20 protein-coding genes are annotated in these 22,676 nt (G+C 70.2%); 7 read left to right on the forward strand and 13 right to left on the reverse strand.

Translation table 11 applies throughout. The features are described 5' to 3' along the window. Nucleotides 1-208: 208 nt before the first annotated feature. The 5 genes from OGH68_RS09000 (at nt 209) to OGH68_RS09020 (ending at nt 6,260) form a co-directional block, all read left to right on the forward strand. On the forward strand, nt 209-1,534 hold the full coding sequence (locus OGH68_RS09000; protein WP_264242813.1) for a DUF2252 domain-containing protein: 1,326 nt from the start codon (nt 209-211) through the stop codon (nt 1,532-1,534). A gap of 65 nt (nt 1,535-1,599) precedes the next feature. Continuing rightward, nucleotides 1,600-2,292, forward strand: coding sequence for a hypothetical protein (locus tag OGH68_RS09005; RefSeq protein ID WP_264242814.1), 693 nt, complete (start codon nt 1,600-1,602; stop codon nt 2,290-2,292). 60 nt (nt 2,293-2,352) lie between these two features. Beyond that, nucleotides 2,353-3,168: a DsbA family protein gene (locus OGH68_RS09010; protein ID WP_264242815.1), complete on the forward strand. Its 816-nt coding sequence runs from the start codon at nt 2,353-2,355 to the stop codon at nt 3,166-3,168. Between the two features lie 165 nt (nt 3,169-3,333). Beyond that, complete coding sequence (locus OGH68_RS09015) at nt 3,334-4,980, forward strand: alkaline phosphatase D family protein (RefSeq protein ID WP_264242816.1); 1,647 nt, start codon at nt 3,334-3,336, stop codon at nt 4,978-4,980. Nucleotides 4,981-5,264: 284 nt separating this feature from the next. Then, on the forward strand, nt 5,265-6,260 hold the full coding sequence (locus OGH68_RS09020) for a zinc metalloprotease (RefSeq protein ID WP_264242817.1): 996 nt from the start codon (nt 5,265-5,267) through the stop codon (nt 6,258-6,260). A gap of 73 nt (nt 6,261-6,333) precedes the next feature. On the opposite strand, the gene OGH68_RS09025 is transcribed toward OGH68_RS09020, so the two are convergent. Next, nucleotides 6,334-6,903, reverse strand: a complete 570-nt coding sequence (locus OGH68_RS09025; protein ID WP_264242818.1) for a dienelactone hydrolase family protein — start codon at nt 6,901-6,903, stop codon at nt 6,334-6,336. A gap of 45 nt (nt 6,904-6,948) precedes the next feature. On the opposite strand from OGH68_RS09025, the gene OGH68_RS09030 reads away from it, so the two are divergent. Further along, nucleotides 6,949-8,103: a mechanosensitive ion channel family protein gene (locus OGH68_RS09030; RefSeq protein ID WP_264242819.1), complete on the forward strand. Its 1,155-nt coding sequence runs from the start codon at nt 6,949-6,951 to the stop codon at nt 8,101-8,103. 38 nt (nt 8,104-8,141) lie between these two features. Here the strand turns inward: OGH68_RS09030 and OGH68_RS09035 are convergent, their stop codons facing one another. The 4 genes from OGH68_RS09035 to OGH68_RS09050 are packed head-to-tail and all read right to left on the reverse strand — an operon-like array spanning nt 8,142 to nt 11,393. Then, nucleotides 8,142-8,627 carry a GNAT family N-acetyltransferase gene (locus tag OGH68_RS09035; protein WP_264242820.1) on the reverse strand — a complete coding sequence of 162 codons (486 nt, stop codon included), beginning with the start codon at nt 8,625-8,627 and terminating at the stop codon, nt 8,142-8,144. After that, nucleotides 8,624-9,565 carry an RluA family pseudouridine synthase gene (locus tag OGH68_RS09040; protein ID WP_264242822.1) on the reverse strand — a complete coding sequence of 314 codons (942 nt, stop codon included), beginning with the start codon at nt 9,563-9,565 and terminating at the stop codon, nt 8,624-8,626. Before OGH68_RS09040 ends, OGH68_RS09035 begins: the two co-directional genes overlap by 4 nt. A 17-nt stretch (nt 9,566-9,582) precedes the next feature. Beyond that, complete coding sequence (gene lspA, locus OGH68_RS09045; RefSeq protein ID WP_264242823.1) at nt 9,583-10,143, reverse strand: signal peptidase II; 561 nt, start codon at nt 10,141-10,143, stop codon at nt 9,583-9,585. A 59-nt stretch (nt 10,144-10,202) separates the two neighbouring features. Further along, nucleotides 10,203-11,393, reverse strand: coding sequence for a TraR/DksA family transcriptional regulator (locus tag OGH68_RS09050; RefSeq protein WP_264242824.1), 1,191 nt, complete (start codon nt 11,391-11,393; stop codon nt 10,203-10,205). A 554-nt stretch (nt 11,394-11,947) separates the two neighbouring features. Here OGH68_RS09050 and ileS point away from each other — a divergent pair. After that, a complete protein-coding gene (gene ileS / locus OGH68_RS09055; RefSeq protein ID WP_264242825.1) occupies nt 11,948-15,085 on the forward strand; it encodes an isoleucine--tRNA ligase in 3,138 nt (1,045 codons plus the stop codon). Between the two features lie 417 nt (nt 15,086-15,502). Here the strand turns inward: ileS and OGH68_RS09060 are convergent, their stop codons facing one another. From OGH68_RS09060 to murG, 8 genes are all read right to left on the reverse strand, one after another. Beyond that, complete coding sequence (locus OGH68_RS09060; RefSeq protein ID WP_264242826.1) at nt 15,503-16,645, reverse strand: DivIVA domain-containing protein; 1,143 nt, start codon at nt 16,643-16,645, stop codon at nt 15,503-15,505. Nucleotides 16,646-16,694: 49 nt separating this feature from the next. Next, nucleotides 16,695-16,991, reverse strand: a complete 297-nt coding sequence (locus tag OGH68_RS09065) for a YggT family protein (protein ID WP_177148724.1) — start codon at nt 16,989-16,991, stop codon at nt 16,695-16,697. 70 nt (nt 16,992-17,061) lie between these two features. Continuing rightward, nucleotides 17,062-17,667: a cell division protein SepF gene (locus tag OGH68_RS09070; protein WP_264242827.1), complete on the reverse strand. Its 606-nt coding sequence runs from the start codon at nt 17,665-17,667 to the stop codon at nt 17,062-17,064. A 124-nt stretch (nt 17,668-17,791) separates the two neighbouring features. Then, complete coding sequence (locus OGH68_RS09075) at nt 17,792-18,511, reverse strand: YggS family pyridoxal phosphate-dependent enzyme (protein ID WP_264242828.1); 720 nt, start codon at nt 18,509-18,511, stop codon at nt 17,792-17,794. After that, nucleotides 18,508-19,257: a peptidoglycan editing factor PgeF gene (gene pgeF, locus OGH68_RS09080; protein WP_264242829.1), complete on the reverse strand. Its 750-nt coding sequence runs from the start codon at nt 19,255-19,257 to the stop codon at nt 18,508-18,510. Before pgeF ends, OGH68_RS09075 begins: the two co-directional genes overlap by 4 nt. After that, nucleotides 19,254-20,468: a cell division protein FtsZ gene (gene ftsZ / locus OGH68_RS09085; RefSeq protein WP_264242830.1), complete on the reverse strand. Its 1,215-nt coding sequence runs from the start codon at nt 20,466-20,468 to the stop codon at nt 19,254-19,256. The genes pgeF and ftsZ overlap by 4 nt, the downstream gene beginning before the upstream one ends. A 284-nt stretch (nt 20,469-20,752) precedes the next feature. Beyond that, nucleotides 20,753-21,568: a cell division protein FtsQ/DivIB gene (locus OGH68_RS09090; RefSeq protein ID WP_264242831.1), complete on the reverse strand. Its 816-nt coding sequence runs from the start codon at nt 21,566-21,568 to the stop codon at nt 20,753-20,755. A gap of 13 nt (nt 21,569-21,581) precedes the next feature. Continuing rightward, entirely contained in the window at nt 21,582-22,676 is a 1,095-nt protein-coding gene (gene murG, locus OGH68_RS09095) for an undecaprenyldiphospho-muramoylpentapeptide beta-N-acetylglucosaminyltransferase (RefSeq protein WP_264242832.1), read from the reverse strand.

Genomic DNA, 22,676 nt, shown 5'->3' on the forward strand with positions numbered 1-22,676 from the left:
GAACAGTGGGCGACAGGCTGCGGTCAGTCCCGGGGGACAGCCTGGAAGTCTACGTCCCGCCACTGACACTCCGGTCAAAAACCGCCGCACGGCGCCCCCCGGCGAGGGGCCGTCGGCCGAGTGACGGGTGGGCACTCCCGCGTACCTTCGTACGTTGCACGGGGCGGAAAAGCTGTCCCGTACGCCATGCACCAGGAGGCACCCAGAGATGCCGGTCCCGCAGCCCATCGCCGAGCAGCGCGGCGAGGAGATCCTCGCCGTCTTCGACACCGCCTTCGGCGAGCTCCTGGCCGCCGACCCGGCCGCCTTCCGGGTCAAGTTCCGCAAGATGGCGGCCTCGGCGTTCGCCTTCTACCGGGGCACGGCCTGCCTTTTCTACAACGACCTGGAGCGGGAGCAGCACGCCGGCCCCTACCTGGACGAGCGGACGGGCCGGGTGTGGATCCACGGCGATCTCCACGCGGAGAACTTCGGCACGTACATGGACGCAGGCGGCCGGCTGGTCTTCAACGTCAACGACTTCGACGAGGCCTATGTGGGCCCGTTCACCTGGGACCTCAAGCGGCTGGCCGCCTCGCTCGCGCTGATCGGCTACACCAAGGCGCTCAGCGACGACCGGATCACCGAGCTGGTGCGGATCTGCGCGGCCGCCTACCGGGAGCGCATCCATGTCCTCGCGACCGGTGCCAAGGACGACGACGTGCCGCAGTTCACCCTGGACACGGCGGACGGGCCGCTGCTCGGGGCGCTGCGCGTGGCGCGCTCGCTGACCCGGTTCTCGCTGCTGGACTCCATGACGGAGATCCGTGACTTCGAGCGCCGGTTCGCCTCCGGCGCGGGCGCGATCGAGCTGGACGCCGCCACCCGGTACAAGGTGCTGGCCGCCTTCGACGGCTATCTGGAGACGCTGCCCGAGTCCAGCCTGGCCCGCCCGGACTCCTACCGGGTCAAGGACGTCGTGGGCCGGCGCGGCATCGGCATCGGCTCTGCCGGACTGCCGTCGTACAACATCCTGCTGGAGGGCAACAGCGACGCCCTCGAGAACGATGTCGTGATCTACATGAAGCAGGCGCAGACTCCCGCGGTCTCCCGGCACATCACCGACCCGCAGGTGCGCGGCTACTTCCAGCACGAGGGCCACCGCACGGTGATCTCGCAGCGCGCCCTCCAGGACCACGCCGACCCGTGGCTCGGCTGGACCGAGCTGGACGGCTCCGGCCAGCTGGTCGCGGAGGTCTCCCCGTACGCGGTGGATCTGGACTGGTCCGACATCGACGACGTGGAGGAGATCGCGGCCGTCGTCGCCGACCTGGGCCGGGCCACGGCGACCATGCACGCCGCGGCCGACGACGAGAGCGGCCACCTGCTGGTGCCGTTCTCCACCGAGCGGGCCATCGACGCGGCGATCTCCGCCGACGAGGAGGGCTTCGGCGAGCATCTCGTGGACTTCGCGCACGGTTACGGGGCCAGGGCGCGGGCCGACCACCAGATCTTCGTGGACCTGTTCCGCAACGGCCGGATCCCGGGCATGTAGGCCCCGGACCCGGGCGGAACACCTTTTAAGAGACTCTTAAGAAGCGCATGGCACACTCGGCTGCGATGGACATCTCAGGGATGCAGCTCAGGGGGCTGCGGGCAGCGGTCTTCACGGCACTGGTCGTGACGCTGTCCGCCGCCTCCCACGTGCTGCTGTCCCGGGCCCCGCTGCCGCTGACCACCGTCGCCGCCCTCGCCGCCGCCGTGTTCGCCGTGGCCTTCGCACTGTCGGGCAAGGAGCGTGGGTTCTGGCGCATCGCCGGGCTGCTGATCCCGCTGGAGCTGGCCGCGGACACGGTCTTCACCACGGGACAGCACGTCTGCTACGGCCCTGCCGGCGGCCCGGTCTCCGGTTCGTTGCGCGCGGTCGGCTTCGACGTGCTGTGCGGCGGCGGTGAGGTCGGCGCGGCGCTGCCGGGCACGGCGCTGCCCGTGGACGGCACGGGTCTCGCGGCGGTGCTGCGCACCGCCGACCCGGCCCAGCCGTGGCTGCTGCTCGCCGCGCATGTGGGTGTCGGCCTGCTCGCCGCGGCCTGGCTGCGGCGCGGCGAGTCCGCGGTGGCCGGGCTGCTGCGGACGGTGGGCGCGTTCGCCTTCCGGCCGCTGCTGCTGGCCGTCGCCGCCGTCCACGCCCCCGGCCCCGGGCGCCGGGCGCCGCGCCCGGAGCCGTACGCGCCCCGGCCCTCGCGCACCCGTCTGCTGGTGCACTCCGTGGGACGGAGGGGACCGCCGCGTTCGGTCGCGCTCTGCGCCTGAACCGGAGATCCCCCTCTTTCGTACGTCCCTTATGTGCGTCCCCACACGGAGTGAATGATCATGAGCAAGCGCAACAGCCAGGCCAACAAGGCGGCGGCCCGCGAGCGGCTGCGCCAGGAGCGCGAGCGCCAGGCCAAGAAGGACAAGGTCCGCCGGCAACTGACGGTCGCGGGATCGTCCGTCGTCGTGCTGGCGATCGCCGGCGGCATCGGCTACGGCGTCATGCAGGCCAACAAGCCGGGCCACTGGGAGTCGGTGGCCGAGCAGTCGGACGTCACCGCGCCGAAGAACACCTCCGGTGAGAACGGCACGACCGTCGTCATCGGCAAGGACAGCGCGAAGAAGACGCTGGAGCTGTACGAGGACTCCCGCTGCCCGGTCTGCGCGACCTTCGAGCAGGCGGTCGGCGAAACGGTCGAGAAGGACGTCGACGCCGGCAAGTACAAGATCCAGTACATCGGTGCCACCTTCATCGACAACGCCACCAACGGCGAGGGCTCCAAGAACGCGCTGAGCGCGCTGGGCGCCGCGCTGAACGTGAGCCCCGACGCCTTCCTCGCGTACAAGTCGGCGCTGTACTCGGCGGAGTTCCACCCGGAGGAGAACGACGACAAGTTCGCCAAGGACTCCTACCTCGTGGAGATCGCCGATTCGGTGCCCGCGCTCAAGGGCAACGAGGAGTTCAGGAAGAACGTCGAGGACGGGACGTTCGACGCCTGGGCGATGAAGATGTCGGAGAAGTTCGACAAGAGCGGGGTCAAGGGCACCCCGACCCTCAGGATGGACGGCAGGAACGTGACGGCCGAGGGCAGCGAGAACGCGCCCATGACGGTCCAGGAGTTCACCACCGCGGTCGACAAGGCGCTGAAGGGCTGATGGTCCTCTGACGGGCGGTCACTGACCGGCGCGCTCCGGACCGTCGCCGACAGGTCCGCCGGCAGGGAGTCCGAGGCAACACTCAGGTTTACCGCTCCGGATGGGCGGGCGAACTTTCTCCGTTCGCCCGCCCTTTCGACGTACTGATCAGTAGTCTGATCGGCCGTGACCAGTCGATCTTTCTCAACTCCCAGTCGCCGCACGGTCGTCAAGGCCGCTGCCGCCACCGCCGTCGCCGCACCCGTCCTCGCGGCGGCCGCCTCCCCCGCCACAGCGGCGGAGCAGACCCCGGCCTTCCTCCACGGCATCGCGTCCGGTGACCCGCTGCCCGACGGCGTCCTGCTGTGGACCCGTGTCACTCCGAGCCCCGACGCACTGCCCGGCTCCGGCCTCGGAGCCGGGACGGAGGTGGTCTGGGAGGTCGCGGAGGACAAGGACTTCGCCCTGACCGTCGCCCGTGGCACCATCACCTCGACGGCCGCCGCCGACCACACCGTGAAGGCCGATGTGCGCGGCCTGCGCCCGGCAACCTCCTATTGGTACCGCTTCACCGCGGGCTCCACCGTCTCGCCGGCCGGGCGCACCCGCACCGCGCCCGCCGCGGACGCGGCCGCACCCGGTGTGCGTTTCGGTGTGGTCTCCTGCGCCAACTGGGAGTCGGGCTGGTTCTCCGCCTACCGTCACCTGGCCGCGCGCGGCGACCTCGACGCGGTCCTGCACCTCGGCGACTACATCTACGAGTACGCGACCGGCGGCTACCCGGCGGAGGAGTACGGCGTACGGCAGCACGAGCCGAGACACGAGATCGTGACGCTCGCCGACTACCGCCTGCGGCATGCCACCTACAAGACCGACCCGGATCTCCGGGCCCTGCACGCCGCGCACCCGCTGATCGCGATATGGGACGACCACGAGCTGGCCAACGACGCGTGGGCCGGCGGCGCCGAGAACCACACGCCCGGCGCCGAGGGCGAGTGGGCGGCCCGCGTCGCGGCCGCCAAGCAGGCCTACTTCGAATGGATGCCGGTCCGCGCGTCCACGGAAGGCACGGTCTACCGCCGGCTGCGCTTCGGCAAGCTGGCGGATCTGCATCTGCTGGACCTGCGCTCGTTCCGCTCGCAGCAGTCGAGCATCGGCAACGGCGACGTGGACGACCCGGACCGCACGCTCACCGGCCGGGCGCAGCTGGACTGGCTGAAGGCGGGCCTCGCGGCCTCCGACGCCTCGTGGCAGCTGGTGGGGACCTCGGTGATGATCTCGCCGGTCGCCTTCGGTTCCCTTCCCGCGTATCTGCTGGAGCCGATCGCCGAGCTGATGGGGCTGCCCAAGGAGGGCCTGGCGGTCAACGTCGACCAGTGGGACGGCTACACGGACGACCGCAAGGAGCTGCTGACGCATCTGGCGCAGCGCGGTATCGAGAACACCGTCTTCCTCACCGGCGACATCCACATGGCGTGGGCGAACGACGTCCCGGTCAAGGCGGCGACGTATCCGCTCTCGCCTGCGGCGGCGACGGAGTTCGTGGTGACCTCGGTGAGCTCGGACAACCTGGACGACCTCCTTCATGTCGCCCCGGGCACCGTCTCCCTGGTCGCGTCGGCCGCGGTGCGGGCCGCCAACCGGCATGTGAAGTGGGTCGACATGGACGCACACGGCTACGGCGTCCTGGATGTGACCGCCGAGCGCTCCCAGATGGACTACTACACGATCTCCGACCGGACGAAGCAGGACGCTTCGTCGTCGTGGTCGCGGTCCTACCGCACCCTCAGTGGAACGCAGAAGGTCGAGCGGGTGAACCAGCCCGTGCACTAGGGGCGATTTTCGGCCATACGCCGATGCATTAACAGAAGATCACATCGCTACGGCGGGTGGCGTGTCCCGCACCATGAATGCGGACACACCACCCGTCGTCGTCACTGCACTCGTTACGTGCAGATCTCAACTCCCGGACATGACCGAAACTTTTCTCCCCGATGTCCACAATCACCCGTGGATTGATTGGGCTTGAACGATCCTCATCAACATCTGACATGCACCCGTAATCTCCCCGCGGTGGCCAAGAAAGGCCTCCAGACAACCCCCCGCGAGGAGACGTAATGCGCGCTCTTGCCCGTATATCCCCCCGACTGCGCCACCGTGCGGTCGGTACGGCGATCATGGCCGGAACCCTGGCCCTCGCTCCGCTCTCCGCCCCTGGCAGCGTCGCCTCCCCCAAGGCACCCGTGTCCGCCGCCGCGTCCGCCGAGGAGTGCGCCGAGGACGAGCACGCCGGCGCCACGGCACGTGAGTCCCGCCCCGGCGCGGACCACGCCCACGAGCCCAACGAGATCTCCGAGGCCAAGGCCAAGGCCATGGACGCGGACCTCAAGAAGAGATTGGACGCCGCGCGTACGAGCGGCAGCAGTCTCGCCGCCGCCACGACCACGATCCCGGTCTACTTCCACGTCATCCACGACGGCGAGACCGGCAAGCTGACCAGCAGCCAGATCAACAGCCAGCTCGACGTCCTGAACGCCGCCTACGCCGGCCAGGGCAGCGGCAACACCGACTCCGGCTTCCAGTTCACCCTGGCCGGCACCGACTACACGGACAACGCCGCCTGGTACAACCTCAGCTCCGGCTCCACCGCCGAGAAGGAGATGAAGTCCACCCTCCGCCAGGGCGGCGCCGGCGCGCTCAACTTCTACACCGCCAACCTCGGCGGCGGGCTGCTCGGCTGGGCGACCTTCCCGTCCTGGTACCAGTCCGACCCGTCCATGGACGGCGTGGTCGTCCTCGACGCCTCGCTGCCCGGCGGCTCCGCCACCAACTACGACGAGGGCGACACCGCCACCCACGAGGTCGGCCACTGGATGGGGCTCTACCACACCTTCCAGGGCGGCTGTAACGGCAAGGGCGACTACGTCTCCGACACCCCGGCCGAGAAGAGCCCGGCCTACGCCTGCCCGACCGGCAGCGACAGCTGCAAGCGGGACGCCGGTGTGGACCCGATCCACAACTTCATGGACTACACGTACGACTCCTGCATGTACCAGTTCACCTCCGGCCAGGTGCAGCGGATGAAGGACCACTGGTCCGCCTACCGCGCCTGACCCGCCCCGACCGGTGCCGCCCGTCGCGCCCCGCGTGCGCCGGGCGGAACCGCCGCGTCCGGCCCCGGCCTCCTCAGAGCGTCACGAGGAACCCGAGAGCCGCACGCCAGGTCTGCTCGGCCGACGGCTCGTCGTAGTCCGGCAGATCCGGGTCGGTGAACAGATGCCCGGCCCCCGGATAGCGGTGGACCTCCACATCGGCGCCCGCCCGCTGCATCCGCAGGTACCAGGTGTTCAGCCAGTCCTCGGTCTCGAACGGATCGGGACTGGCGACATGCAGCTGCACCGGCAGGTCGTCCACGCTCGCCCCCTCCGCGATGTCGGAGGTGCCGTGCAGAAGCAGCAGGCCGCGTGCCTTCTCGTCGCCGAGCGCCAGATTCTGCGCGAGCGCCCCTCCGAGCGAGAACCCCGCGTACACCAGCCCCTGGTCGGAGTACGGCGCGGCGGCGTGGATCGCCCGCCGCAGCAGCTCCTCCGTACCGATCCTCTCCGCGAGCTCCCGGCCTTCCTCCACGGTCTCGGCGGTTTGTCCTTCGAACAGGTCGGGCACGCGAACCTCGTGCCCGGCGGCACGGAGCCGGTCCGCGGCCGCGTGCACCGCCGGACGCAGACCGAAGGCCGAATGGAAAAGGATGATGTCCATCCGGATATCCTGCCAGCCGCCTTCGCCACCAGGAGTCAGGGAGACATGGAGAACGTACTGCGCCCGCTCGCCGTCATCGGCGGAGCCGTCGTGCTGGCGCTGGCGCTCGGCTGGGCCGTCGACCGGCTGCTGCGCCGCATCGACAACCGCCACCCCGAGACGCCGCTCTGGGACATGCTGCGCAGGTGCCGACTGCCGTTCCAGCTCGTGCTGCTCGGGGCACTGCTCCGCGGGGCGTACGGCGAGACCCACTGGTCGCTGGTCGAGCGGCACGAAGCGGGCATCGGCCATGTGCTGTCGCTGGTCCTGATCGGCGCCAGCGCGTGGCTGGTGACACGGATCGTCTCCGCCGTCGTCGAGTCCTCCTACACCCGTTACGCGGCCTCCACCCGGGACGCCGCGCGGGTCCGCCGGGTGCGGACCCAGATCACGCTGATCATGCGCATCGTCACGGCGATCGTCGCGGTCGTGGCGGTCGCGGCGATGCTGCTGACCTTCCCCGCCATGGAGAAGTTCGGCGCCTCGATGCTGGCCTCCGCGGGAATCGTCGGCATCGTCGCCGGTGTCGCGGCCCAGTCCACCCTCGGCAATCTCTTCGCCGGCTTCCAGATCGCCTTCGGCGACATGGTGCGGATCGGCGACACCGTGGTCGTGGACGGCGAATGGGGTGTGATCGAGGAGGTCACGCTCACCTTCCTCGCCGTACGGACCTGGGACGAGCGCCGTATCACCATGCCTGTGTCGTACTTCACCAGCAAACCGTTCGAGAACTGGTCGCGCGGCGGCGTCCAGATGACCGGGACGGTCTACTTCCAGCTGGACCACTCGGCGCCGGTCGCGCTCATGCGCGAGAAGCTCCAGGAGATCCTCCACGGCTGCAAGGCCTGGGACGGCAGGGACTGGAGCCTCGCCGTCACGGACACCACGCCCAGCACGATCGAGGTACGGGCGGTCATGACCGCGAAGGACGCCAACGACATCTGGACGGCGCGGTGCGCGGTCCGCGAGCAGATGGTCGCCTGGCTGTGCGAGAAGCACCCGTACGCGCTGCCGCGGATCTCGACGGCGGCCGCCTCGCTGCCGCCCGCGGGGCAGTGGCCGAAGCAGGCGCGGCCGCCGCGGGCGGAGGAGATCCACAGCAACAACGCGGGCGACTACGTGCCCGACGCGGACAACACACCGCGCACCGGACGCGGCTGACAGCAGCAGGACCCGCACCGGCGGGACGGGCCCGGATGTCAGGAAGCCGTGAGGACCCGGCGCATCGCCAGATGCGGCATGCCCGCGTCCAGGAACTCCGTCCCGTACGCCTCGTAGCCGAGCCGCTCGTAGAAGCCCCGCGCATGGGTCTGGGCGTGCAGGTCGACCGCCGCGAGACCCCGCCGGCGCGCCGCGTCCTCCAGCGCCCGGACCAGCGCCGCGCCCACGCCGAGGCCGCGCGCCGCCCCTCTCACCGCCAGCCGGCCGAGCGAGCCGACCGTGAGGTCACCGCCGGTCTTCCCGAGCGCCGACGCCCCGTGCAGCAGCCGGCCGGTGCCGAGCGCGACACCGTCGGCACCCACCGCGAGAACATGGATCGTGTCGGCGTCCTGAGCGTCGAAGGCGTCGTACTCGATGTCCTCCGGGACCTGCTGTTCGGCGACGAAGACGTCCTTGCGGACCGCGAAGCACATCTCACGGTCGGCGTCTCCGGCGGCGACCCGCACGCTGTACTCCACCGTCATGCGCTCTCCGCCGCGATCTTGTCCAGCGCCTGCTGGAGGTCGTCCGGGTAGCTGCTCTCGAACTCCACCCACCGGCCGTCCGACGGGTGCTCGAAACCGAGACGCACCGCGTGCAGCCACTGCCGGGTCAGGCCGAGCCGCTTCGCGATCGTCGGGTCCGCGCCGTAGGTGAGGTCCCCCACACAGGGGTGGCGGTGCGCCGACATGTGCACCCGGATCTGGTGGGTGCGGCCCGTCTCCAGCTTGATGTCGAGCAGCGACGCCGCGCGGAACGCCTCGATCAGGTCGTAGTGCGTCACCGACGGCTTGCCCTCCGCCGTGACCGCCCACTTGTAGTCGAGGCTGGGGTGCCGGCCGATGGGCGCGTCGATGGTGCCGCTCATCGGGTCGGGGTGGCCCTGCACCAGGGCGTGGTAGCGCTTGTCGACGACCCTGTCACGGAACTGCTGCTTGAGCAGGGTGTACGCACGCTCCGACTTCGCGACGACCATCAGACCGGACGTGCCGACGTCGAGGCGGTGCACGATGCCCTGGCGCTCGGAGGCACCGGACGTGGAGATGCGGTACCCGGCGGCGGCGAGCCCGCCGATGACGGTGGTGCCGGTCCAGCCCGGGCTCGGATGCGCGGCCACACCGACCGGCTTGGCGATCACGACGATGTCGTCGTCGTCGTGCACGATCTCCATGCCCTCGACCGGCTCCGCCACGATCTGCACCGGCGCGGGGGCCTGCGGCATCTCCACCTCGAGCCAGGCACCGCCGTGCACCCGCTCGGACTTGCCGACGACCGAGCCGTCGACCAGCACCTTCCCGGCAGCGGCCAACTCCGCGGCCTTCGTACGGGAGAACCCGAACATCCGGGAGATGGCGGCGTCCACACGCTCACCCTCCAGGCCGTCGGGTACGGGCAGGGTGCGGATCTCGGGAATCGTACTCACCCGTCGAGTATGCCTTGTCAGTCCTTGTGGACTGTCCCGTCGGGGTCCAGCCCCTTGAAGGAGAGCAGCACGATGAGGACGCCGCCGCACACGATCGCGGAGTCGGCCAGGTTGAACACGGCGAAGTGCGCGGGCGCGATGAAGTCCACGACCGCGCCCTCGAAGACGCCGGGCGACCGGAAGATCCGGTCGGTCAGATTGCCGAGCGCCCCGCCCAGCAGCAGACCGAGGGCGATCGCCCAGGGCCCGCTGTAGAGCTTGCGCGCCAGCCGCACGATCACGACGATCACGGTCGCCGCGATGAAGGTGAAGATGATGGTGAAGGCCTCACCCATGCCGAACGCGGCGCCCGGGTTCCGTACCGCCTCGAACTTCAGCCAGTCACCGATGATCTCGATCGGCTCGTGGTGCTCCAGCTTGGCCACCACGAGCAGCTTGCTGCCGAGGTCGAGCAGATAGGCGACGAGCGCCACCGCGAACAGCACGGCGATCTTGCGCTTGCCCTTCGGCGGCTCGGCGGGCGCCGCAGCCTCGTCGTCAACATCTGGCGTACCGATGATGCGCTCCGCCTCTGCCACGTGAGTCCCTCGACCTAGGTACCTGACTGAGGACGAGGGTACGGCACGCCTGCGCCGGGTCAGCCCCTGCGTTCCTGCTTCTGCTTGCACTCGACGCAGAGGGTGGCACGGGGGAACGCCTGCATCCGGGCCTTTCCGATCGGTTTGCCGCAGCTCTCGCAGAGGCCGTACGTCCCGGCGTCGAGACGCTGCAGCGCCCGCTCGGTCTGCTCCAGCATTTCGCGACCGTTGGCCGCGAGCGCCATCTCGTGCTCGCGCGTGATGTTCTTGGCGCCGGTGTCGGCCTCGTCGTCCCCGGCGCCGTCGCCGGAGTCCCGCATCAGCCCTGCGAGGGCCGCCTCTGAGGCGGTGATCTCCGCGTTCAGCCGGGCCGCCTCGCCCTCGAGCCCGGCCCGCGCCTCGTCGACCTCCTCCTGGGTCCACGGGTCCTCGCCGGGCCGTACCGCCAGCTCACCCGGCGGCGTCGTGGCCACCGAACGGGCCGTCGGCATCGCCACCGCGCTCCCGCCTGCGCCTGATGCCCTACCCGCGGTCTTCTTCGCTGCCACCGTCCTGGCTCCTGTCTGCTTCGCGGCCGCGGGCGCGGCCTCTTTGTCGGCGGTCATCTTGTCGACGACCTCCTTGGTGACCGGCCCGGGCGCCACATCGGCATCCGCACCGGCCTTCTTCCCGGCCCTGCGGACCGTGTTCGTCCCACCCGCACCACCGGCCTGCTCCCCGGCCGTACGGCTCGCCTTCCGCGTCCCGGCGACCTTCCCGGCCGCGGTCTTCTTGGCCGCGGTCTTCTTGGCTGCGGCCTTCTTGACCTGGGCCTTCTTGGCCGGCGCTTCCTCGGGCGCCGTCTTCATGTCCGGCACCCTCTTGGCTACCGCCTTTTTGACCGGCCCCTCCTCGGACGCCGTCTCTTTGGCTGCGGTCTTCTTGGCGGCCGCCTGTTTCCCTGCCGCCGTCTTCCCGGGCACCGGCCGCTCGGCGGCGGATTCGCCGCGAGCCTGCTCCTTGGCCGCGGCATCCTTCGCCGCCGCCTTCTTGGCGGCCGCCGCCGTCTTCTTGGCAGCGCCTGCGCCTCCCGATGTCTTCTTCGCTGTCCCCGGGCCGCCTGTCGCCGCCGAGGCGGTGGCCTTACTGGACGTGGACTTCCGGGGCCGAGCCGTCTTCCCCGAGGGCTGGGACGCGGGCACCTTGGATTCCGCCGCCGCGGCGGCGGAACGCGCGGACGCCGTCTTGTCGGCGGACTTCTTCGCCACCATGGCCGCGGCCCCTTCACATATTGTGATCTTGCTCGCGAATCGTGCTGGGACGATAAATCGACACCAGCCCCGCGGCAACGGGGCACGCCGCCGATTCCGCCCGTCCCGGGCCGCGAGAAGCCAAGCCTGCATCCGTTGTGCCCAGCTCCCCGCCCGGTAATCCGTCCGGCGCGGCGTGCCGTGCCCCGCCGGGAGCCCTGTGGCCATTCGGGTCAACCGCGCCGCCGCGGAAAAGCGGTCGGCCGGGCCCCGCACGGGCCCGTACACTGGGCGCAGCGAAAGGCGTGGATGGGGACGAGTAGCGTCGTACGCAGCCATGAGCGACCCGGGGACGGTGAGAGCCCGGGGGCCAGCGCGGCGTGAAGCATCACCCCGGAGCCGCCGGAAGAAAGTCGCGGGGGTCCCCCGCGGCCGGTAGAACCGGCTTCGCGACCCCAATGAGGGGGCGGTGACCTGTGCACCGCCAAGGAGGGTGGTACCGCGGGAGCCGGCCGCACAGCACCGGCGCTCGTCCCTCCGACGGAAGAGAAGTTGTCCGCCGGAGGAGTTCGTACATGACACCCCCCCAGTACCGTCAGGTGCCGGCCCAGGTCGACCTGCCCGCGCTCGAGCACGCCGTGCTCGACTTCTGGCGCGAGAGCAAGATCTTCAGCAAGAGCCTCGAGCAGTCCGAGGGCCGCCCCGAGTGGGTGTTCTACGAGGGCCCGCCCACGGCGAACGGCATGCCCGGTGCGCACCACATCGAGGCCCGCGTCTTCAAGGACGTCTTCCCCCGCTTCCGCACCATGCGCGGCTACCACGTGGGTCGCAAGGCCGGCTGGGACTGCCACGGCCTGCCGGTCGAGCTCGCCGTCGAGAAGGAGCTCGGCTTCTCCGGCAAGAAGGACATCGAGGCGTACGGCATCGCCGAGTTCAACGCCAAGTGCCGTGAGTCGGTGACCCGGCACACGGACGCGTTCGCCGAGCTGACGACCCGCATGGGCTACTGGGTCGACCTCGACGACGCCTACCGCACCATGGACCCGGACTACGTCCAGTCGGTGTGGTGGTCGCTGAAGGAGATCTTCAACAAGGGGCTGCTGGTCCAGGACCACCGCGTCGCCCCCTGGTGTCCGCGCTGCGGCACCGGCCTGTCGGACCACGAGCTGGCACAGGGCTACGAGACGGTCGTCGACCCGTCCGTCTTCGTACGCTTCCCGCTGACCGGCGGCCCTCTCGCCGGCGAGGCGGCGCTGCTGGTGTGGACGACGACCCCGTGGACCCTCGTCTCCAACACGGCGGTCGCCGCGCACCCCGACGTCACCTACGTCGTCGCGACGAACGGCGAGGAGAAGCTGGTCGTCGCCGAGCCGCTGCTGGAGAAGGCGCTCGGCCAGGGCTGGGAGGCCACCGGGCAGACGTTCACCGGCGCGGAGATGGAGCGCTGGACGTACCAGCGCCCGTTCGAGCTGGTGGAGTTCCCGGCCGAGGCGCACTACGTGGTCAACGCCGACTACGTGACCACCGAGGACGGTACGGGTCTGGTCCACCAGTCCCCCGCGTTCGGTGAGGACGACCTCAAGGTCTGCCGCTCCTACGGCTTGCCGGTCGTGAACCCGGTCCGCCCGGACGGCACCTTCGAGGAGGACGTGCCGCTGGTCGGCGGCGTCTTCTTCAAGAAGGCCGACGAGGCGCTGACGGCCGACCTCCAGACCCGCGGTCTGCTCTTCCGGCACATCCCGTACGAGCACAGCTACCCGCACTGCTGGCGCTGCCACACCGCGCTGCTCTACTACGCGCAGCCGTCGTGGTACATCCGCACCACCGCCGTCAAGGACCGGCTGCTCGCGGAGAACGAGGCGACCAACTGGTTCCCCGACTCGGTCAAGCAGGGACGGTACGGCGACTGGCTGAACAACAACATCGACTGGGCCCTGTCCCGCAACCGCTACTGGGGCACGCCGCTGCCGATCTGGCGCTGCGAGGACGACCATCTCACCTGTGTCGGATCGCTCGCCGAGCTGTCGGAGCTCACGGGGACGGACCAGTCGGGCCTCGACCCGCACCGTCCGTTCATCGACGAGGTCACCTTCGCCTGCCCCCAGTGCTCCGGTGCCGCGACGCGCGTGCCGGAGGTCATCGACGCCTGGTACGACTCGGGTTCGATGCCGTTCGCACAGTGGGGCTACCCGTACAAGAACAAGGAGATCTTCGAGAAGCGCTACCCGGCGCAGTTCATCTCGGAGGCGATCGACCAGACCCGCGGCTGGTTCTACACGCTGATGGCCGTCGGCACGCTGGTCTTCGACAAGTCGTCGTACGAGAACGTCGTCTGCCTCGGCCACATCCTCGCCGAGGACGGCCGCAAGATGTCCAAGCACCTGGGCAACATCCTGCAGCCGATCCCGCTGATGGATCAGCACGGCGCGGACGCGGTCCGCTGGTTCATGGCGGCCGGCGGCTCTCCGTGGGCGGCGCGGCGCGTGGGGCACGGCACGATCCAGGAGGTCGTGCGCAAGACGCTCCTCACGTACTGGAACACGGTGGCCTTCCAGGCCCTGTACGCCCGTACGTCGGGCTGGTCCCCCTCCGCCGCCGACCCGGCGCCGGCCGAGCGCACCGTCCTGGACCGCTGGCTGCTCTCCGAGCTGCACGCGCTGGTGGACCAGGTCACGCAGGCCATGGAGGCGTACGACACCCAGCGCGCGGGCAAGCTCCTCTCCGCCTTCGTCGACGACCTGTCGAACTGGTACGTGCGCCGCTCGCGCCGCCGGTTCTGGCAGGGTGACGCCGCGGCGCTGCGCACCCTGCACGACGTGGTGGAGACGGTCACGCGGCTGATGGCTCCGATGACGCCGTTCATCACCGAGCGGGTCTGGCAGGACATGGTCGTGCCCGTGACTCCGGACGCGCCGGAGTCGGTGCACCTGTCGTCGTGGCCGGTCGCCGACCTGGACGCGATCGACCCGACGCTGTCGTCCCAGATGACGCTGGTGCGCCGCCTGGTCGAGCTGGGCCGCGCCACACGTGCCGAGTCCGGTGTGAAGACCCGGCAGCCGCTCTCCCGGGCGCTGGTCGCGGCGAACGGCTTCTCCTCGCTCTCCGAGGAACTCCGGGCGCAGATCACCGAGGAGCTGAACGTCTCCTCGCTGGCGTCCCTGTCGGAGGTCGGCGGCTCGCTGGTCGACACCACGGCCAAGGCCAACTTCCGGGCGCTCGGCAAGCGCTTCGGCAAGGGCGTCCAGGACGTCGCCAAGGCGGTCGCCGCCGCGGACGCAGCCGCGCTGTCCCTGGCACTGCGCTCCGGCGAGGCGTCGGTGGAGGTCAACGGCGAGACCGTGACGCTCTCCCCGGAGGAGGTCATCATCACGGAGACCCCGCGGGAGGGCTGGTCGGTCGCCTCCGACTCGGGCGCGACGGTCGCCCTCGACCTGGAGATCACGCCGGAACTGCGGCGGGCGGGTCTGGCGCGTGACGCGATCCGCCTGATCCAGGAGGCGCGCAAGAACAGCGGCCTGGACGTCGCGGACCGTATCGCGCTCCGCTGGTCCTCGACGGACCCGGAGGTGTCGTCGGCCCTCGCGGACCACGCCTCCCTGATCGCGGACGAGGTCCTGGCGGCGGACTTCGCGGACGGGGACGCGGACGCGTCGTACGGCGAGCCGTTCACGGACGAGGGGCTGTCGCTGACGTTCCGCCTGCGCAAGGCGTAGCGACACGCGCCACGCGCGCCACGGGCCCGGCCACGCTGTTGGCCGGGCCGGTCGGCTTTCCCCCACACGCCTCTCCCCCTCACCGGAGTCTCCACCCCCGCGCCTCAAACGCCGGCGAGGCTGGTTTCGCGCAGCGAAATCCAGCCCGGCCGGGGGCGCCTCCCACGGCCGCCAGGCCGTAGGGGGAGATCGAGGACACCGCGCGACGCGCGGGACGGGGCCCGGGTGGAGCCCCGAACTCTGCCCGGAGGGCGGTGAACGGGTCCGGGCGGAGCCTGCCGAGAGAGGCGGGGCAAGCCCCCCACAGGCGGCCCCGCACCCGCGCACGCAAAAAGGCCGGGCCCGGAGCGTGTGAACACGCCCCGGGCCCGGCCCCGCTGTCTGCCGACGGCTACGCGCGCTGCGCGCGCAACCCCGTCAGTTGTCGTCCTCGTCGATCAGGAAGCCCCGCATCGGCGACGGCGCCTGCTGCATCGGCTGCGGCGCCTGCGGCCGCACCGGTGCCATCGGCTGGGTCATCGCCGGCGTCATCTGCTGCTGCCCGCCGTAGGACGGGCCGGACTGCGAGGGGCCGCCGTGGCCGCCCATCGTCTGACCGCCGCCGTAGGACGGGGCGCTCGCGCCGGCCGGTGCCATGGAAGGCGCCGGGGACGGCGGCAGCGACGCGGCTGCGGGCTGGCGCGGCGGGGCCAGGGAGTCGTCCGCCTGGGTCTCCAGCTGACGCAGCTGGCTCTCCAGGTAGGACTTCAGCCGGGTCCGGTACTCGCGCTCGAAGCCCCGCAGGTCCTCGACCTTGCGCTCCAGCGTGGCGCGCGCGGACTCGAGGGAGCCCATCGCGACGCGGTGCTTCTCCTGGGCGTCCCGCTCGAGCGCGTCGGCCTTGGCGCGGGCGTCCCGCTCCAGGCCCTCGGCGCGCGAACGCGCCTCGCCGACGATCTTGTTGGCCTCGGAACGGGCCTCCGCGATCGCCTGGTCCGCGGTCTGCTGGGCAAGCGACAGGACGCGCGCGGCGCTGTCACCGCCGGGTCCCTGACCCATCGGGCCAGGACCCTGCGGGCCGCCGTGACCGCCCATGGGGCCGCCCATCGGGCCACCCATGGGTCCGCCCTGCATCGGGCCGTGGCCCATCGGGCCGCCGGGGCCCTGCTGGCCGCCATGACCCTGCTGGCCACCGTGACCCTGCTGGCCACCGTGGCTGGGACCGGCCGGCAGCTGAGGAGCACCACCGGGCAGCTGGGGGGGACCCATCTGCGGGGGCTGCTGCTGGACCGGGGGTCCGGATATGGCGGCGGGCACCGGGGCGCCGGGTCCTCCCGGACCGCGGCCGTCCTGTGGCTCCGGAGGTTTACGCATGCCCTGCTGCTGCTGTTGCTGATTCTGTGCGGCCGCACGGGTCGCCGCGGCCAGCTTCGCGCGCAGGTCCTCGTTCTCACGGAGCAGACGGGTCAGCTCGGACTCGACCTCGTCGAGGAAGGCATCGACCTCGTCCTCGTCATAGCCTTCTCGGAGGCGGACGGTCGTGAACTGCTTGTTCCGCACGTCCTCGGGAGTCAGCGGCATCTCTTCTTCACCTCTACGTAGTCGTCGGCAGTCGGCAGGACCGTATCGCTCACATCGAGTTCCCCACTCCACGAACGATGGAGATCAGGATGTAGACGATGATCATCAGAACGAAGAAGGACAGGTCGAGTGCCACGCCCCCGAGACGCAACGGCGGGATGAATCGCCGCAGAAGCTTGAGCGGTGGATCGGTGACAGTGTAGGTGGCCTCCAGAACGACCACCATCGCCTTACCGGGTTGCCATGAACGCGCGAACTGGAAGACGTAGTCCATGACGAGCCGGAAGATCAGGACGACAAGGAAGCACATCAGCGCGATGTAAACCACCTGTAGTGCGACGCTCATCCCGCGCTTCCCTCTCCCCTGGATCCCATCTCAGCCGGCCCTGCGGCCGGGTCGTTCCCCGGTGTCTTTCTCAGCTCTGGTTGAAGAACCCGCCCTCTGCGATGCGGGCCTTGTCTTCCGCCGTGACATCGACGTTAGCAGGCGACAACAGGAACACCTTCTGTGTCACTCGCTCAATGCTGCCATGCAGACCGAAGACGAGTCCCGCGGCAAAGTCGACAAGTCGCTTCGCATCCGTGTCGTCCATCTCCGTCAGATTCATGATCACGGGGGTGCCTTCGCGGAAGTGTTCCCCGATGGTACGGGCCTCGTTGTAGGTCCGCGGATGCAGTGTGGTGATGCGGTAGGGCTCCCGCTCGGACACGACCTTGGGCATGATCACCGGTGCGTTCTTCTCCATGCTCGGGCGTTCAGGTGTGATGGATGCCACGGGGGCGATTCGCGCCGGACGTCCACTGTCGATCGGGAGGGGGGCGGGCTCGCGCTGCGCGGGCGGCGCCGCCACCCGCACCGGCTCCTCACGCTCCACCTGGCGAGGAGGCTGATGCCGCCGGTGCTCCCGCTCGGGCTCCGGCTCGGGTTCGAAGTCGTCATCGGGGTCGAAGCCCCGGCCGTCGTACCCATCGTCCTCCACGAGGCCGAGGTAGACCGCCATCTTGCGCATCGCGCCGGCCATTCTCTGAGTCCTCCGCTCTGTGGTGGATCGGCATTCGTCACCAAGTGCCCGCGATCCACTCGGTCTGCCCGCAATGAGCGGGAATGACCATATTTTCTGCTGTGGTCCGACTTGCTTCGCGACGTTACCCGAGCCGGGGTCGGACTCCGAGTACCGCCGTACCGACGCGCACATGTGTCGCTCCGGCCGCGACGGCCTGCTCGAGGTCCGCGCTCATCCCTGCTGACACCATGTTCGCAGCCGGATGGGCCGCGCGCAGGCCGGATGACAATTCCATCAGCCGCTCGAACGCCGCCTGTTGCCGTCCCGCGTACGGTCCGGAGAGCGGAGCGACGGTCATCAGCCCGTCGAGCCGCAGCCCCGGCGAGCCGGCCACGGCCGCGGCCAACTCCTCGATCCCGTCCGGCGCCACGCCGCCGCGGGACCCCTGCTGTCCGGACTCGGCATCGAGGGCGACCTGGATCAGGCAGCCGAGTTCCCGCTCCTCCCGCACCGCGGCGGCGGACAGTGCGGAAACGAGCTTCATCCGGTCGACTGACTGCACCACATCGGCATAACTCGCGACAGAACGGACCTTGTTGGTCTGCAACTGACCGACGAAATGCCAGTGAAGATTCAGATCCGTACATGCGGCGGCCTTGGGAGCCGCGTCCTGATCGCGGTTCTCCGCCACATGACCCACACCGAGTTCATGGAGGATCCGCACATCGCTCGCCGGGTAGGTCTTGGTGACCACGATGAGGGTCACCTCCTCCCGCGCGCGGCCCGCTGCGGCGCAGGCGGAGGCGATACGTTCCTCCACCGCCGCCAGATTCCGGGCGAGTTCGGTTCTGCGGTCGGTCATGGGGTTTCCCGGTCCTCCAGCCAGACATATCCGGCGAGCCGCCCGGTCGTGCGGTCACGGCGGTACGAGTAGTGGTCACGCGATTCAAGGGTGCAGACCGCCGACTTCCGCCGGTCACGCACCCCGAGTGCCTCGAGCTGGGCGTGCACACCTGCCGTGACGTCGACCGCCGGGGTGCCCCAACCGGTCTCAGACCAGGCGGCGGGCTCCACCGCGGCCACTTCGGACCGCATGCGCTCGGGGACTTCGTAACAGCGACCGCAAACGGCCGGTCCCGTACGGGCGATGATGCGTTCCGGTTCCGCGCCCAGCTCTCTCATCGCCTCGACGACGGCAGGCACCACACCCGCGACCATGCCGGGACGGCCGGCGTGTGCCGCCCCGACCACCGAGGCGACCGGGTCGGCGAGCAGGACCGGGGTGCAGTCGGCGGTGAGCACGGCGAGGGCGAGACCGCGCCGCGTGGTGACCAGGGCGTCGACCTCGGGGACCGCACCGTCCCCCCATCCGCCGTCCACCCGGGCGACGTCCTTGCCGTGGACCTGATTCATCCAGACGACCCGGGCCGGGTCGAGTCCGAGGGACTTGGCGGCGATCGCCCGGTTGGCGAGCACGGCGTCCGGGTCGTCGCCGACGGCGCCGCCCAGGTTGAGCTCCTCGTACGGAACGGCGCTCACCCCGCCCCACCTGTCGGTGAAGGCGAAGTGCGCGCCGCTCTCGTGTATCGCGTCGTGCTGCACTGTCACTTCAGGAAGTCCGGGACATCCAGCTCTTCCGCCTGGCTGTCCGGGTACGGACGGGCCGGCGGGACCTGTGCCGGACCGGAGGACGAACCGAGGTCGCTCGCTACCGGGGCCGGCTCGACGGGGGCGGCAGGCTCCTCGCGCACGGGCACGGTGCCGAGGCCGCCGGCGGGGCGGGGGCTGTCGGCGGGCCGGGCCGGGGCGGAGGGCTGCTCGTCGCGCTTGGCCGACGTGGAACCGATCACGTTCTCCCGGCGGGCGGGCGGCTGGCCGCCGTCGAAGCCGGCGGCGATGACGGTGACCCGGACCTCGTCGCCGAGTGCGTCGTCGATGACGGCGCCGAAGATGATGTTCGCCTCGGGGTGGGCGGCCTCGCTGACGAGCTGGGCGGCCTCGTTGATCTCGAACAGGCCGAGGTCGCTGCCGCCGGAGATGGACAGCAGCACACCGCGGGCGCCGTCGATGGACGCCTCGAGCAGCGGCGAGGAGATCGCCATCTCGGCCGCTGCCACCGCGCGGTCGTCGCCACGGGCGGAGCCGATGCCCATGAGGGCGGAGCCGGCCTCGGACATCACGGACTTGACGTCGGCGAAGTCCAGGTTGATCAGACCGGGGGTGGTGATGAGGTCGGTGATGCCCTGGACACCCGACAGCAGCACCTGGTCCGCGGACTTGAAGGCGTCCAGGACGCTGACCTGGCGGTCCGAGATGGACAGCAGCCGGTCGTTGGGGATGACGATGAGGGTGTCGACCTCTTCGCGGAGCTCGGCGATGCCGTCCTCCGCCTGGTTCGCGCGCCGGCGGCCCTCGAAGGTGAACGGGCGGGTGACCACACCGATCGTCAGGGCGCCCAGCGAGCGGGCGATGTTGGCGACGACGGGAGCGCCGCCGGTGCCGGTGCCGCCGCCTTCACCGGCGGTGACGAAGACCATGTCGGCCCCCTTGAGGACCTCCTCGATCTCCTCGCGGTGGTCCTCTGCCGCCTTGCGACCGACTGCCGGATTCGCTCCGGCTCCGAGGCCCCGGGTGAGTTCGCGGCCGACGTCGAGTTTGACGTCGGCGTCGCTCATCAACAGCGCCTGAGCGTCCGTGTTGATAGCGATGAACTCGACGCCCTTGAGACCGACCTCGATCATTCGGTTGATGGCATTGACACCACCGCCGCCGACACCGATGACCTTGATGACTGCGAGGTAGTTCTGCGGTGCTGCCACGTCGAAGGCCTCTCGCCTCGAGTTACGTGTCGCCACCTCGCGGGACCGCGGTGCGACGACTGATGTCGAATGGGGACGGCCCGACAAGCCGACTGCCGACCCGAACCCTAACGCTGAAGTTTAGGGTTACCAGTGTGTCTGTTCCCTGGACTCTTCCGAACAGGACACTAAGTCGACAAGTGGCGCCCGTTCAACGAACACGCCGAACCTCCCGTTTTTCTTTTCACCCTATGTGATCACGCACAGCCATGACCAACCAGGGTGCTGGCCAGCGCAGATGCCCGTCAACTCCCCGACGCGGCAGGGGCGCTGGGCGCGCTCACATCGAAGTACTCGGCTTTCGGAGCTGCTTTCATGAGCGCTTCGAGCGCACGCGCCTTCGCCCCGCCGCCTTCGGAGCTGCCCCACACCACGGTCCGATTGCCGCTCAACTCCAGGGAGATGTAGTCGTACGAGACTACTTTCACACTTTTCAGATCGGCGGCGGCTTTCGCGGGAAGTCCACCTCGGACCCGGACCGCCTCGGCCACCAGGCGGTCCGCGCCGAATCGCTTCAGACTCGGCGACCGGTCAACTTCCAGGCGCAGCAGGGGAACACCCTTCGGCGCTTCGGCGACTGTGGCGAACCGGACGCCGTCTGCGTCCACTTCGACAAACTCCGTACCCTTTTCGAGCAGAAGGACCGGCTTTCGTTCGGTCACGACCAGTTCGATCCCGTGCGGCCATGAGCGTCCGACCTCCACGGAGTCGATACGGGGCAGAGCCCGCAGCAGCCGGGCCTCGACGGCGTCCGTGTCGACCGAGACGAGGGGCGCGCCGATCGGCACCCGCGCCGCGGCCTCCACCTGGGCCGGGGTGAGTACGTCGGTGCCGGTGGTCTCCACATGTTCGGCGCGCAGCCACGAGGAGCCGTAGAGCAGCCAGAGGACGCCGGCCACGAGGAGGAGCGCGCCGGTGGCGATCAGCAGGAAGCGGGGGCCGGGCCGCCGGAAGCGTCCGGCGGCAGTCTCCTCGCGGGGCGGACGGCCCTTGCCGTCCGGCCCGTTCGATCCGTCAGAGGGGCCCAGCGCACTGCGTTTCGCGGTGGTCGGTCCGGCCACGCTCCCTGCCTTCTCACGCCTGGCGGCGTGCCGCAATCGCCTCGTACACCATGCCGACGAGCAGGTCGTCGGCGTCCCTGCGGCCGAACTCGGCGGCCGCACGCGACATCTCGTACAGCCGGTGCGGATCGGCGAGCACCGGAAGGACGTTGCCCTGGACCCACTCGGGGGTCAGCTCGGCGTCGTCGACCAGCAGTCCGCCGCCCGCCTTCACCACCGGCTGGGCGTTGAGCCGCTGTTCGCCGTTGCCGATCGGCAGCGGGACGTACGCGGCGGGCAGACCCACGGCGGAGAGTTCCGCGACGGTCATCGCACCCGCGCGGCAGAGCATCATGTCGGCCGCGGCGTACGCGAGATCCATCCGGTCCACGTACGGTACCGGCACATAGGGCGGCATGCCGGGCATGTTGTCGACGTGCGGCAATTCGTTCTTCGGCCCGACCGCGTGCAGGATCTGGATCCCGGAGCGCTGGAGCACCGGGGCGATCTGCTGGACCACCTCATTGAGCCGGCGGGCACCCTGCGAACCGCCGGAGACCAGCAGCGTGGGCAGGTTGGGGTCGAGGCCGAAGGCCGCACGCGCCTCGGGGCGGACCCTGGCGCGGTCGAGCGTCGCGATGGTGTGGCGCAGCGGGATGCCGATGTAGCGGGAGTTGCGCAGCTTGCTGTCGGGCGTGGCGACGGCCACCCCGGCGGCGTAGCGGGAGCCGATCTTGTTGGCGAGGCCGGGGCGCGCGTTGGCCTCGTGGATCACGATCGGCACGCCGAGGCGCTTGGCGGCGAGGTAGCCGGGCAGCGCGACGTAGCCGCCGAAACCGACGACGCAGTCGGCCTTCGTGCGTTCGATGATCTGCTCCGCGGCCTTGATGGTGCCGCGCAGCCGCCCTGGGACGGTGATCAGCTCAGGGGTGGGTTTGCGCGGCAGCGGAACGGCGGGGATGAGCGCCAGTTCGTAGCCGCGTTCCGGCACGAGCCTGGTCTCGAGACCGCGTTCCGTGCCGAGGGCTGTGATGCCCACGGCCGGGTCCTGCCTCCGCAGGGCGTCCGCGAGGGCGAGCGCGGGCTCGATGTGGCCGGCGGTCCCCCCACCGGCGAGTACGACATGCAC

Source organism: Streptomyces peucetius (genome assembly GCF_025854275.1).
GTDB classification, from domain to species: Bacteria; Actinomycetota; Actinomycetes; order Streptomycetales; family Streptomycetaceae; genus Streptomyces; species Streptomyces peucetius_A.